Source organism: Aeromonas sp. FDAARGOS 1411, from assembly GCF_019047125.1.
Taxonomy (GTDB): domain Bacteria; phylum Pseudomonadota; class Gammaproteobacteria; order Enterobacterales; family Aeromonadaceae; genus Aeromonas; species Aeromonas veronii.
Genome location: NZ_CP077214.1, coordinates 125,980 through 138,159 on the forward strand (window position 1 = coordinate 125,980; position 12,180 = coordinate 138,159).

The window sequence follows — 12,180 nt, forward strand, 5'->3', positions numbered from 1 at the left end:
GTTGTGCAATTTAGGGAAAAACCCGCTCCTCACCTCAATAAGAAGAACACATGATGAAAAACCTGTCACTCAAGCAGAAGATACTGTTGTCAGTGGTGATCGCCCTTTCGTTGGTGATTTTGTTGCTCTCCTGGCAGAGCTATAGCAGCCAGAAGTCCCTGTTGCTGCAAGGCAGCCAGGAGCAGTTGCAACGGCTGGGTACCCAGCAGGCCGAGCGTGTCAGCGACTGGCTCGCCGCCCGTCGCGACGTGATCCAGGCGCTCGGCAACAAGGCCGGTGCCGAACCCCTCAATGCCTTGCAACAGGCACAAGTTTCCGGCCGTTTCCAGCTCACCTATTTCGGTGAGAGCAGCGGCAAGATGAATGACTCCGATCCTTCCATCAACCGCGATGGCTACGACCCGCGCTCCCGTGGCTGGTACCAGGAGGCGATGAGCAAAGGTGGCCTGATTGTCACCAAACCCTATCTCGATGTGGCTTACAACATCATGGTGGTGACCCTGGCCCAGCCGGTTTCTGGCGGGGTAGTCGGTGGTGACCTCTCCATCGCCTCGCTGGTGGAAGACGTGACCAAGATGCAGCTGCCTGCCGACGGTTTCGCCATCATGATGCACAAGGATGGCACCATCATCGCCTACAAGGATGCCGCCAAGGCGATGAAACCGGCCAGCGAGATCGACAACGATCTGACCAACGCGCTGATCGAGCAGAGCAAGTCGAGCAAGGATCTGGTGCCGGCCTACTTCGACAGCGAAGGTCGCGACAAGCTGCTGTGGGCGGCTGATATCCCCGACACAGACTGGGAACTGGTGCTGGTGCTGGACAAGGCCGCGCTGGAAGCGCCGCTCTCCTCCCTGCTGATGACCCAGCTGGGGATGGCGCTGCTGGTGCTGGTGGGGAGCATCCTCGCTATCTCCTGGCTGGTCAGCATGCTGCTTGGCCCGCTCACCAAGGTCTCCCAAGCACTGGCCCGCATTGCCGATGGTAATGGCGATCTGACCCAGCGCATCAAGATCGACGCCAACGACGAAGTGGGCCAACTGGCCAACAGCTTCAACCGTTTCGTCGGCAGCCAGCATCAGCTGATCGGCAATATCCGCCAGCTGGCCAACGAGCTGAACGCCGATGCGGAGCGGAGTCTGGTGACCAACCAGGCCGCGGTGGACGAGCTGCAGCGTCAGCAGCAGGAGGTGACCATGGTCGCCACTGCGGTCACCGAGATGGCGAGCGCCACCATGGAGATCGCCGGCAACGCCGAGAACACCGCCGCCGCTGCCCAGCAATCTGCCCAGAGCAGTGAGCAGGGCAAGATGCTGGTCAACAAGACCCGCCAGTCCATCAATGGTCTGGCCGAAGAGGTGGGGCAGGCGACCGAGGTGATCGGCGAGCTGAGCCGTCACGCGCAGGCCATCACCAGCATTCTCTCCACCATTCAGGGGATTGCCGAGCAGACCAACCTGCTGGCGTTGAACGCAGCCATCGAAGCGGCTCGCGCCGGTGAGCAGGGTCGTGGTTTTGCGGTGGTCGCGGACGAGGTGCGGGTGCTGTCGCGCCGTACCCAGGACTCCACCCAGCAGATCCAGTCCACTATCGAGACCCTGCAGCAGACCACTGCCCGTGCGGTGAGCCTGATGCAGACCAGTCAGGGGCTGGCGGACAACAGCGTGCAGGATGCCGATCAGGCGGTACGCGCACTGGAAGAGATCACCAGCGCCATCTCCCTCATCTCCGACATGGCGGGTCAGATCGCCACTGCCGCCGAGGAGCAGACCCAGGTGACCGGCGAGATCACCCAGAACACCACCGCCATCAAGGATGTGAGTGACGAGATCACCGCCGCCGCCATGCGCGATCTGGATCAGGCCCACAGCCTCAAAGGGCGTGCTGCTGACCTGAACCAGCAGGTGTCGACCTTTATCCTGTAAAGTGCAACTCTCGGCCTGTTCCGGCTGAGATAAACAAGCCCCGCCCTCTGTCGAGTGCGGGGCTTTTTGTTGTTCGGGGGAGTGCGGGATGTGGGGATTAAGCTTCGTCCGGGTTGCTCGTGGGTCACCCTGGTACCGGATACGTGCCACGGCTCTGCCTGCGTCAGCTGGCGAGTAGAGAGCAAGCAAAGAGCCCACCGAAAGGTGGGCTCTGATCATATACGTCTGACGGAAAGGGAATTACAGGAATGGCATCGCCATAAACAGCTTGATCACCATGGCGTTGATGATGTCGATAAAGAAGGCGCCCACCATGGGCACCACCAGAAACGCCAGGTGGGAGGGACCGAAGCGCTGGGTGATGGCCTGCATGTTGGCGATGGCTGTCGGGGTGGCCCCGAGGCCAAAGCCGCAGTGACCTGCCGCCAGCACAGCCGCATCGTAATTTTTGCCCATGACCCGGAAGGTGACGAAGATGGCGTAGAGCGCCATCGCCACTGTCTGGGCGGCCAGCAGAATGAAGATGGGCAGCGCCAGGCTGGCCAGATCCCACAGTTTCAGGCTCATCAGTGCCATGGCGAGGAACAGCGACAGGCTGACGTTACCCAGCAGGGAGACCTCGCGATCGCTCACTTCATGCCAGTTCAGCAGGGTCAGGACGTTGCGCAGCAGCACGCCGACAAACAGCACGCAGACGAAGATCGGCAGCTCGAAGGCGCCCCCTTTGAGCGAGGCGGAGAGCAGCTCGCCGCCCTTGAGGCTGATGGCGATCAGTGCCAGCGTCTCGATGACGCTGAAAGTGGTGAGGGGGCGCTCCATGTCGGGCATTTCGAAGCCCTGTGGGGCCTCATCCTGATTGTGCTCCTCACCGGGCACCTGCACTTTCTTCACCAGATAGCGAGCGACGGGGCCGCCAATCAGGCCGCCCAGCACCAGACCGAATGTGGCACAGGCGATGGCGAGCTCAGCGGCGGATTGCACGCCGTATTTCTCGGAGAAAGTAGCACTCCAGGCCGCCCCGGTGCCGTGGCCGCCGGAGAGAGTGATGGAGCCTGCCAGCAGCCCCATGTGGGGATCCAGACCGAGCAGGGTCGCCAGACCGACACCCAGACTGTTTTGCACCAGCAGCAGGCCGGTGACCACCATCAGGAAGGTAACCACCGCCTTGCCGCCGCGTTTCAGGCTGGCGAGATCGGCGGAGAGACCGATGGAGGCGAAGAAGGCCAGCATCAGCGGGGTTTGCAGGCTGGTATCAAATTGCAGCTCCATCTGCAGGGTGGAGCGCAGCAGTAGCAGTACCAGCGCGACCACCAGGCCGCCGGCTACCGGTTTGGGGATGTTGAAGGTACGCAGCAGCCCGACTCGGGTAACCAACACCCGGCCAAGCAGCAATACCAGAGTGGCAGCGACCAGCGTTGCGTAGGAATCAAGTTGTAACATTCAGTACTCCCATGTTGATTGGCTGTGTCTTTCATAGCAAAAGACTTACAGATTCAGCCGGGATGAAAACAGTGTGGCTTATGTGCCAGCAAAGAAGGGGAAACATCTCCCCGCCCCAGGAAAGATGGGGCTTGTGCGGGCCTGAAATGCTCAGGCATCCAGATGAGATTTTAGTAAAATCCGGCGGATTGTAGCAAAAAGCATCGTTTAATTCCATCTTTGTCGTATTAATGCTCGTTTTAGTCGTTTATTGTGACATTTAACACTATGTAGGTAGAGGGCAGAAAAGCCGAAAAGGGTGCATGGAACGGCTGTCATTTGGGGCGCCAGTCTCTATAATTCGCCGGTTTCCGCTGCACGCAGAGGCGCTGGCGGGCGTTGACATTGTGGTTCACCCCGACATGGTTCATGTTTTGGCGGTGTTCACTTCATCAAGAGGAGAGGGTGTGAAGAAGTCTATCTACATTGCCTACACAGGCGGCACCATTGGGATGCAGCGTTCCGATCACGGCTACGTGCCGATGGCGGGCTTTATGGAAGACTGTCTGGCGCGGATGCCCGAGTTCCACCGCCCCGAGATGCCGGATTACCATATCCACGAATATGCGCCCCTCATCGACTCCTCCGACATGACCCCGGCGGACTGGCAGCGTATCGCCGAGGATATTCGCGACAACTACGAGAAATACGATGGCTTCGTGATCCTGCATGGCACCGACACCATGTCGTTCACCGCCTCGGCGCTCTCTTTCATGCTGGAAGATCTGCACAAGCCGGTCATTATCACCGGCTCCCAGATCCCATTGGCCGAGCTGCGCTCCGACGGTCAGCAGAACCTGCTCAACGCCCTCTATATCGCGGCCAACTACCCGATCCACGAGGTGACGCTGTTCTTCAACAATCAGCTCTATCGCGGCAACCGTAGCAAGAAGGTGCACGCCGACGGCTTCCACGCCTTCGATTCACCCAACTATCCGCCGCTGCTCAACGCCGGGATCGCCATCTCGCTGGAAGCGGGTGAGCTGGGCGTGCCGTCCGAGCGGCCGCTGGTGCTGCACGACATCACCCCACAGCCCATCGGCGTGGTGACCCTCTATCCGGGTATCTCCAGCGAGGTGATCGCCAACATCCTGCAACAGCCGGTGAAGGCGCTGATCCTGCTGTCATTCGGGGTCGGCAATGCGCCGCAGAACCCGGCCATGCTGGCGCTGCTTTCCGAGGCTTCGGCCCGCGGCGTCATCATCGTCAACCTGAGCCAGTGCCTGCACGGCAAGGTCAACATGGGGGGCTATGCCACCGGCAATGCCCTGTCGCGGGCCGGGGTGATCTCGGGCTTTGACATGACCGCCGAAGCGGCGCTCACCAAGCTCCACTTCTTGCTGAGCCAGGATTTGCCCTCCCACCGCATTCGCGAGTTGATGCAGCAGTCGCTGCGTGGGGAGCTGACCCCCTGACTGGTTTCCCCCTCACCCTAACCCTCTCCCGGCGGGAGAGGGGATAGATTGAGGTGCGGTTGGCCACGAGGCTTGCCATGAAGAGCTTTGGCAGGTGGCCCGTTCACTGTTCGCAGGTGCGAGCCTGCTCCCTTCTCCCCCTGGCGGGAGAAGGGTTGGGGATGAGGGGGATGAGTCACCCGGCATCGATAGGAAAAAAGAGGGGAGCCATCATGGCTCCCCTCTCTGTTGTGGCCGCTGCGAGCGGCCTGCCGAGTCAGGCTCAGTGGTTGAGGTCGACCCGGACTATCTCTTCCTCATCGCGATACTGACGCTTGAGCTCGCTCTTGCTCTTCATCACAATCTCGCCGTCACGACCTATGTTCATGTGCTCGGGATTGTCGAGGTGCATCGCCTGCCAGGCCATCACGGCTTGCAGGGAGGTGGCCTTCTGCTCGTCGGTGAGGGGCTTGCCATCGGGCCACTTGCCCAGCTCGACTGCGGTTTTGAGCCGCTCATACACCTCTGCGGGCATCTGCCTGATTGCTTGCAAAAACTCACCCTGTTGAAACGACATCCGGCCTTCTCCTTGAACTATTGAGCTATAAACTTCGGGGTCAGCCCGGCAGATCCTGGCGAGCTGTGCAGGTAGACCCTATCGGGGTCTATGCAGGTAGATCCTGGCGGACTACGCCAGCCATCTGCTCCATCACCCGCACTACCTGACAACTGTACCCGAACTCGTTGTCATACCATACGTAGAGCACGCAGTGATCCCCTTCGGCGATGGTCGCCTGGGAGTCGACGATGCCCGCATAACGGGAACCTACCATGTCGGAGGAGACCAGCTCGGTGCTGGCGCTGAAGTCGATCTGGCGGTGCAGGGCCGAGCTTAACGCCATCTGCTGCAGATAGGCGTTGAGGCTCTCCCGATCGGTGGCCTGCTCCAGCGACAGATTGATAATCGCCAGCGACACATTGGGGGTCGGCACCCGGATGGCGTTGCCGGTCAGCTTGCCCTTGAGTTCCGGCAGCGCCTTGGCCACCGCCTTGGCGGCGCCGGTGCTGGTCATCACCATATTGAGGGCCGCGCTGCGACCGCGGCGCTCGCCTTTGTGGTAGTTATCGATGAGGTTCTGATCGTTGGTGTAGGAGTGGACCGTCTCCACGTGGCCGTGGCGGATGCCGAATCGCTCCTGCATTACCTTGAGCACCGGGGTGATGGCGTTGGTGGTACAGGAGGCGGCGGAGATGATCCTGTCATCCGGGCCTATCACCTCATGGTTGACCCCGAACACCACGTTCTTCATCTCCCCATTGCCGGGAGCGGTCAGCAGCACCTTGCCAGCACCGCGCGCTTTCAGGTGCCCGGAGAGGCCTGCCTCGTCACGCCATACCCCGGTGTTGTCGACGATCAGCGCATCGTGAATGCTGTAGACGGTGTAGTCGATGTCGGCCGGGCTATTGGCGTAGATCACCTGAATGAAGGTGCCGTTGGCGATGATGGCGCTGCGCTCCACATCCACCTCGATGGAGCCGTTGAAGGGGCCATGCACCGAGTCGCGGCGCAGCAGGCTGGCACGTTTCTCCAGATCTCCGTCGCGACCACCGCGTACCACGATGGCGCGCAGGCGCAGCGGATTGGCGGCGCCGGTACGCTCGATCAGCAGGCGGGCCAGCAGGCGACCGATACGGCCAAAGCCGTAGAGCACCACGTCGGTCGGCTGCGGCATCTGGCTGCGGCCAAGGGCCGGTGCCAGTCGCGCTTGCAGATAGTCCTCGATCCCCGCCTCATCCTGATGATCCTGCCAGTAACCAACCGCCAGCTTGCCAAGGTCAACCTCGGCGGCGGTGGGTTTGAGGGCAACGATGGCCTGAAGCAGGGGGAAGCTTTGCTGGATGGGGAGGGGCGCGCCCTGGTGGCGGCGGACGACCCGGTGGGCCTTGAGGATATCGATGGTGGAGGCGTTTTGCAGCGGGCGGCCGTAGAGGGTGATCTCGACACCTTGTTGTCGGTAGAGGCGACCAATCAAGGGCTGCATGGCTTCGGCGAGCTCCTGGCTCTCCTGCCACGCTTGCAAGTAGTGCTCGTGGGTCATTGACCAGATCCTTTATTTCACGTTGTTGGTGTAAATAGAAAATTCGTCGAATGCAGATCAGTGTAGGGGTGTATATTTCGTTATATTATTCTGCAATCGCGGCCTTATATGGCGCGCGCATTGTAATGGATATGTAACCGGTTTGCTAGCCGGAGGTGGCCCGTAAAGGCGCCAGTTGTTACCAACCCGCGTTACCAACAAGATGTGAACCATGGCCAATTTCCCCCTGCGACAGACCTTAATCATGCTTTCAGTCGGCCTTGCCGTGGCTGGCTGCAATGACGACCGGATCCACAACATCTGTGGCAATCATCCCGAGCTCTGCCAGGATCTGGTGGACGATGGCTGGTGTCGCTACGAGCGTACCGATGTGATCCGCAGTCGCTTCTATCTCAAGGAGGAGGGGACGGATCGGCGCAAGTACGAGCTGATGCGCAACCTTGAGCGCTATCTCAAATGTGCCGAGCGCTCCACCAGCATTGAATACAAGAATGCCCGCGAGCAGAAGAGTCCACGGGTCGAGGGCATGCTGGCGGCCGGGGATCAGTTGGCCCAGCTCGATGCGGCGACCCGCAATTCACAAGATCCCTACCTGCTGCTCTGGCACTGGACCAACAACACCAACGAGCTGGCTCGTCAGCAGTTTATGGCGCTGGAAGGCACCAAGGCGCTGGATGAACCCGAGCTGCAACTGGCGCTCGGCGGTATCTACGCCAAGAGCGACCCCGAAAAGGCCATTGCCACCCTGCAGCACGGGCTCTCCCTCTATCAGGAGGGGGATAAGGTGAACAGCCGCATATTCACCTCCCTCAGCACCCTCTATATGGGCCAGAAACAGTACGGGCTGGCCTATCTGTGGGGCAAGGTGAGCGAGTCGTTTCAGGATAGCCCCGAGGTCTCAGCCAAGCGTTTTGGCATCTACCACACCCTGAGCAAGACAGAGCAGGATGGCTACGATGTGCGGGCGGCCGAAATTGTCGAGCAGCTCAAGCATGGCAACTACCGGCCCTGAGGCAGTGATGACGATGCTCTCCCCGGCCAGCTGCTGGCCCAATCCGTTCGATCTCTCTTTCATTCATGGCGAGGTACGTACCGATGGCCGCACCCTGGAGCGCCTCACGGTGCGTGCCGTAGTACTCCATGGCGACGAGTTGCTGCTGGTTCACTCCCGGGTTAACGGTGATCTGATGTTTCCTGGCGGCGGCGTTGAAGCGGGGGAAAACCACCATGTGGCGCTGGCCCGCGAGCTGAAGGAGGAGTGCGGTGCCGAGTTGCTGGAAGTAGGGACCCTGCTTGGCGAGACCCGGGAATACCGCGCCGCCCGCGAGCCGGGGTTCGATGCCTACTGCATCCGCTCGCTCTACTACTTGTGCCGGATTGGTGATCAACTGGTGGAGCCACAGCCACAGCCCTACGAGATCCGCCTTGGCTTCGTGCCCGGCTGGTTTGCCCTCGACGAAGCGCTGCAGACCAACAAGACCCAGCTGGCGGGGCCCTGTCCCCAGTGGACGGCGCGAGAGACCCGGGTGCTGACCCAGTTGCAACGCTGGCATCAGCAGGGGGTCTTCGACCACGGCTGATGAGTAGATCAAGCTGCAACGGTCAGTGACACCAACAGAAAGAGCGCCAATAGGCGCTCTTTTTCATTGCGAGGGTGGCGGTTACTGGCCGCTCTATCGTGCGAGGTTACTTGACCTCTTCGCCCTTGGCTTGCAGATCCGCGTGATAGGAGGAGCGCACGAAAGGACCGCAGGCGGCGTGGGTAAAGCCCAGCTCCATGGCGACATCTTTCAGCTCGTCAAACTCTGCTGGCGGCACGTAGCGTTTGACCGGCAGGTGGTGGCGGCTTGGCTGCAAATACTGACCCAGGGTCAGCATGTTGACGCCGTGAGCGCGTAGATCCTTGAGCACCTCGACGATCTCTTCGTTGGTCTCGCCAAGGCCCATCATCAGACCGGACTTGGTCGGTACATGGGGGTGCATCTCCTTGATACGGCGCAGCAGCTCCAGCGACCACTTGTAGTCGGCACCCGGGCGAGCGACGCGATACATGCGCGGCGCAGTTTCCAGGTTGTGGTTGAAGACGTCCGGCGGCGTTTCGCGGAACACCTCCAGTGCCTGCTCCATCCGGCCACGGAAGTCCGGGGTCAGGATCTCGATGCGGGTCTGCGGGCTGTGCTCGCGGATCTCGCGGATGCAGTCGGCGAAGTGCTGGGCACCGCCGTCGCGCAGATCGTCGCGGTCCACCGAGGTGATCACCACATACTTGAGGTTCATCTCCTTGATGGTCAGCGCCAGCTTCTTCGGCTCTTCCGGATCGAGCGCCAGCGGGCGGCCGTGGGCCACGTCGCAGAAGGGGCAACGGCGGGTGCAGATGGCGCCCATGATCATGAAGGTGGCGGTGCCGTGGTTGAAACACTCCGCCAGGTTGGGGCAGGAGGCCTCTTCACACACCGAGTGCAGCTTGTTCTTGCGCAAGGTGCTCTTGATGTGTTCGATCTTCTGGCTGGAGGGGGGCAGCTTGATCCGCATCCAGTCCGGCTTGCGAAGGAGTTCTTCGTTGGGATCCGGCATGAATTTCACCGGGATCAGGGCCATCTTGTCGCCATCGCGCAGCTTGACGCCCGGCTCCATACGAACGGGTTTGCTCATGATTCACTCTCGGTGTTTGTTATTGTTTGGTAGCCAATCAGGCGGGCCAGCTCGGCCACCAGAATGGATTGCGCCTCGGCCACGCTTTGCGGGCCGCCCAGAGCGCTGGTCTGGGTCATGGCCATGCCCGCATAGCCGCACGGATTGATGTGCAGGAAGGGGGTCATGTCCATGTTGATGTTGAGGGCCAGCCCGTGGAACGAGCACCCCTTGCGGATGCGCAGACCGAGCGAGGCCAGTTTTGCCTCCATGCCAAGGTCATTTTTCACATAAACCCCGGGGGCATCGGCCTTGGCATAGGCCTGGATATCGCTTTTGGCGAGGGTGTTGATGATGGCTGTCTCCAGCGCGGTCACCAGCTCGCGAACCGAGAATTTGCAGCGGCGGACATCCACCAGTACGTAGAGCACCAGCTGGCCCGGGCCGTGATAGGTCACCTGACCGCCGCGATCGCTCTGCACCACCGGGATATTGCCCGGATTGAGCAGGTGTTCGGCCTTGCCGGCCTGACCCTGGGTGTAGACGGGATCGTGCTCGACCACCCAGAACTCGTCCGGGGTGTCGCTGGTGCGGTTGTCGGTGAAGGCTTTCATGGCGTCCCATACCGGCTGGTAGGGGCGGCGACCCAGCTGCCTGACAATCAGGCTGGACTGGGCGGGGATCTGGGATGACATGGCGTCCTCGCGGCGTGCTGCGGCCAAAAACAGTCGCCCCGCAGAACGGGGCGAGAGAGAAATTACAGTACGTATTTCACCAGCTCGATCTTGCCAAGGGCGTGGTACATCGCTTCGATGTGCTCTTTGCTCTGGGCAGTCACGGTCACGCGAACCGAGTGGTAATTGCCCTTGGAGCTGGGCTGGACTGTCGGGCTGTAGGTGCCGGGGGCGTGCTGCTGCAGCACTTCAACCACCATTTCCGGCAGTGCCGGGTCGGCAACGCCGAGTACCTTGAACGGGAATTTGCAGGGAAACTCCAGCAGTTCATCAAACTTGGTATTCATTTACTCACCTTTTGCGTCATCACCGGGATGACTTCATCTTGGATGGCTAGTGGCCGATGGCCCGTGGAGGCCGCCATTTCAAGTCTATATGGGCACGGCTCATAACTATATGGGCGCTGCCCGGACCGGGATCAAGGCCAGGATCGGTCAGACAAGGATGGAAGTGCTGCTTTTTACCACAAATCAGGGTAAGGCGGAACCTGCAGTTTACAGGGTTATTCACTGCCTTTGTCCGTCACAGACAGCAGCGGCGCCTGTTGGCGCCGCTGTTTGGTGAGGATTGTGCGTTGGATTACTTGAACCAGCTGGTGACCAGCAGTACCAGATAGTCCCACAGACGGCTCATCAAGCCACCTTCCTGCACCTCTTCCAGGGCAACCAGCGGCACCTGCTTGATCTCTTTGTCGCCCTGTTTCAGGAACACGGTACCGACGCGCTGCCCCTTGGCCAGCGGCGCTTTCAGTTCGCTGTCGAGCTGGAAGTCAGCCTTCAGGTTGTTGCCCTGACCGCGGGTGACCAGCACGGAGACATCTTTGTCGACGCCCAGTTTCACTTCCGGTTTGTCGCCCATCCAGATCTTCTGGGTGACCAGCTCGGTGCCTGCCTTGTACGGGGTCAGGCTCTGGAAGAAGCGAAAGCCGTAGGTGAGCAGTTTTTTGCTCTCGGCGGCGCGGGAGGCTTCGCTGCTGGCGCCCAGTACCACGGCGATCAGGCGCATGCCTTCGTTGTTGGTGGCAGAGGAGACCAGGTTATAGCCGACCTGGCTGACGTGGCCGGTCTTGATGCCATCCACTTGCAGGGATTGATCCCACAGCAGGCGGTTGCGGTTGTGCTGGGTGATGCCGTTGAAGACGAAGGATTTCTGGGAGTAGATCTTGTACTCCTCCGGCAGGTCGCGGATCAGCGCCTGACCCAGACGGGCCATGTCGTGAGCGGTACTGTAGTGACCTTCCGCATCCAGACCGTGCGGGTTCATGAAGTGGCTGTCGTTCATGCCGAGCTTGGCGGCCCAGCTGTTCATCAGGCTGGCGAAGGAGTCGGTGCTGCCCGCCAGGAACTCGGCCATGGCGACGCAGGCGTCGTTGCCGGACTGGATGATGATGCCCTTGTTGAGATCATCGACAGAGACCTGCTTGCCCACCTCGATAAACATCTTGGAGGAGTCGGAGTAGTTCTTGGACCAGGCGTTCTGGCTGATGGTCACCATGTCGGTGCGCTTGATGTTCCCCTTCAGCAGCTCCTGGCCGATGATGTAGGAGGTCATCATCTTGGTCAGACTGGCAGGCGGCAGACGCTCTTCGGCGTTCTGCTCGGCCAGCACCTGACCTGAGTAGTAGTCGATCAGAATATGGGCCTTGGCGGAGATCTCCGGCGCGGCGGGAACCACCATGGGCATGGCATTCGGGGTTGGTGTCGGCACCGGCGTATTGGCCTGGGCGGTTACGCTGATCAGTGAGGCCAGAAGAACTGAACGGGCAAATTTGGACATCTTGAAATTCCTGCGAGCCAGATGGGGATAAAATGCGGGCCTAACTATACCAGATGCGCCCGCAGGTTATAGCCCGAGATGGCGATCAGAACTGGTTTTTTATCCATCACTCCCTGTCATCACGCCATAAAACGACGTGATG

11 protein-coding genes are annotated in these 12,180 nt (G+C 60.5%); 4 read left to right on the plus strand and 7 right to left on the minus strand.

Features of this window, described 5'->3' with window-relative positions:
• Positions 1 to 53 precede the first annotated feature (53 nt).
• The gene (locus tag I6L41_RS00485; RefSeq protein ID WP_058057175.1) at positions 54 to 1,925 is read left to right on the plus strand and encodes a methyl-accepting chemotaxis protein; all 1,872 of its coding nucleotides are present in this window, start codon (positions 54 to 56) and stop codon (positions 1,923 to 1,925) included.
• A gap of 240 nt (positions 1,926 to 2,165) precedes the next feature.
• On the opposite strand, the gene gltS is transcribed toward I6L41_RS00485, so the two are convergent.
• Positions 2,166 to 3,365 (minus strand): sodium/glutamate symporter, encoded by a 1,200-nt coding sequence (gene gltS / locus I6L41_RS00490; RefSeq protein ID WP_005348115.1) that lies wholly within the window; start codon positions 3,363 to 3,365, stop codon positions 2,166 to 2,168.
• Between the two features lie 446 nt (positions 3,366 to 3,811).
• Here gltS and ansA point away from each other — a divergent pair, with 446 nt between their 5' ends.
• A complete protein-coding gene (gene ansA, locus I6L41_RS00495) occupies positions 3,812 to 4,819 on the plus strand; it encodes an asparaginase (RefSeq protein WP_005335195.1) in 1,008 nt (335 codons plus the stop codon).
• A gap of 262 nt (positions 4,820 to 5,081) precedes the next feature.
• Here ansA and I6L41_RS00500 read toward each other — a convergent pair whose 3' ends face one another.
• Positions 5,082 to 5,375: a YeaC family protein gene (locus I6L41_RS00500; RefSeq protein ID WP_011707127.1), complete on the minus strand. Its 294-nt coding sequence runs from the start codon at positions 5,373 to 5,375 to the stop codon at positions 5,082 to 5,084.
• Between the two features lie 88 nt (positions 5,376 to 5,463).
• Entirely contained in the window at positions 5,464 to 6,897 is a 1,434-nt protein-coding gene (locus I6L41_RS00505) for a glyceraldehyde-3-phosphate dehydrogenase (RefSeq protein WP_216961195.1), read from the minus strand.
• Positions 6,898 to 7,108: 211 nt separating this feature from the next.
• Between I6L41_RS00505 and I6L41_RS00510 the strand changes: the two genes are divergently transcribed.
• Both I6L41_RS00510 and I6L41_RS00515 read left to right on the plus strand, forming a co-directional pair.
• Positions 7,109 to 7,909, plus strand: a complete 801-nt coding sequence (locus I6L41_RS00510; RefSeq protein WP_216961198.1) for a DUF2989 domain-containing protein — start codon at positions 7,109 to 7,111, stop codon at positions 7,907 to 7,909.
• Between the two features lie 7 nt (positions 7,910 to 7,916).
• The gene (locus tag I6L41_RS00515) at positions 7,917 to 8,477 is read left to right on the plus strand and encodes an NUDIX hydrolase (protein ID WP_216961201.1); all 561 of its coding nucleotides are present in this window, start codon (positions 7,917 to 7,919) and stop codon (positions 8,475 to 8,477) included.
• Positions 8,478 to 8,583: 106 nt separating this feature from the next.
• On the opposite strand, the gene lipA is transcribed toward I6L41_RS00515, so the two are convergent.
• The 4 genes from lipA to I6L41_RS00535 all read right to left on the minus strand — a co-directional run bounded on the left by lipA (position 8,584) and on the right by I6L41_RS00535 (position 12,038).
• Positions 8,584 to 9,549, minus strand: coding sequence for a lipoyl synthase (gene lipA, locus I6L41_RS00520; protein WP_005335190.1), 966 nt, complete (start codon positions 9,547 to 9,549; stop codon positions 8,584 to 8,586).
• Positions 9,546 to 10,223 (minus strand): lipoyl(octanoyl) transferase LipB, encoded by a 678-nt coding sequence (lipB, locus tag I6L41_RS00525; RefSeq protein WP_040066806.1) that lies wholly within the window; start codon positions 10,221 to 10,223, stop codon positions 9,546 to 9,548. The genes lipA and lipB overlap by 4 nt, the downstream gene beginning before the upstream one ends.
• 62 nt (positions 10,224 to 10,285) lie before the next feature.
• On the minus strand, positions 10,286 to 10,549 hold the full coding sequence (gene ybeD, locus I6L41_RS00530; RefSeq protein ID WP_005335178.1) for a DUF493 family protein YbeD: 264 nt from the start codon (positions 10,547 to 10,549) through the stop codon (positions 10,286 to 10,288).
• Positions 10,550 to 10,841: 292 nt separating this feature from the next.
• Positions 10,842 to 12,038, minus strand: coding sequence for a D-alanyl-D-alanine carboxypeptidase family protein (locus tag I6L41_RS00535; RefSeq protein ID WP_005335176.1), 1,197 nt, complete (start codon positions 12,036 to 12,038; stop codon positions 10,842 to 10,844).
• Positions 12,039 to 12,180 lie beyond the last annotated feature (142 nt).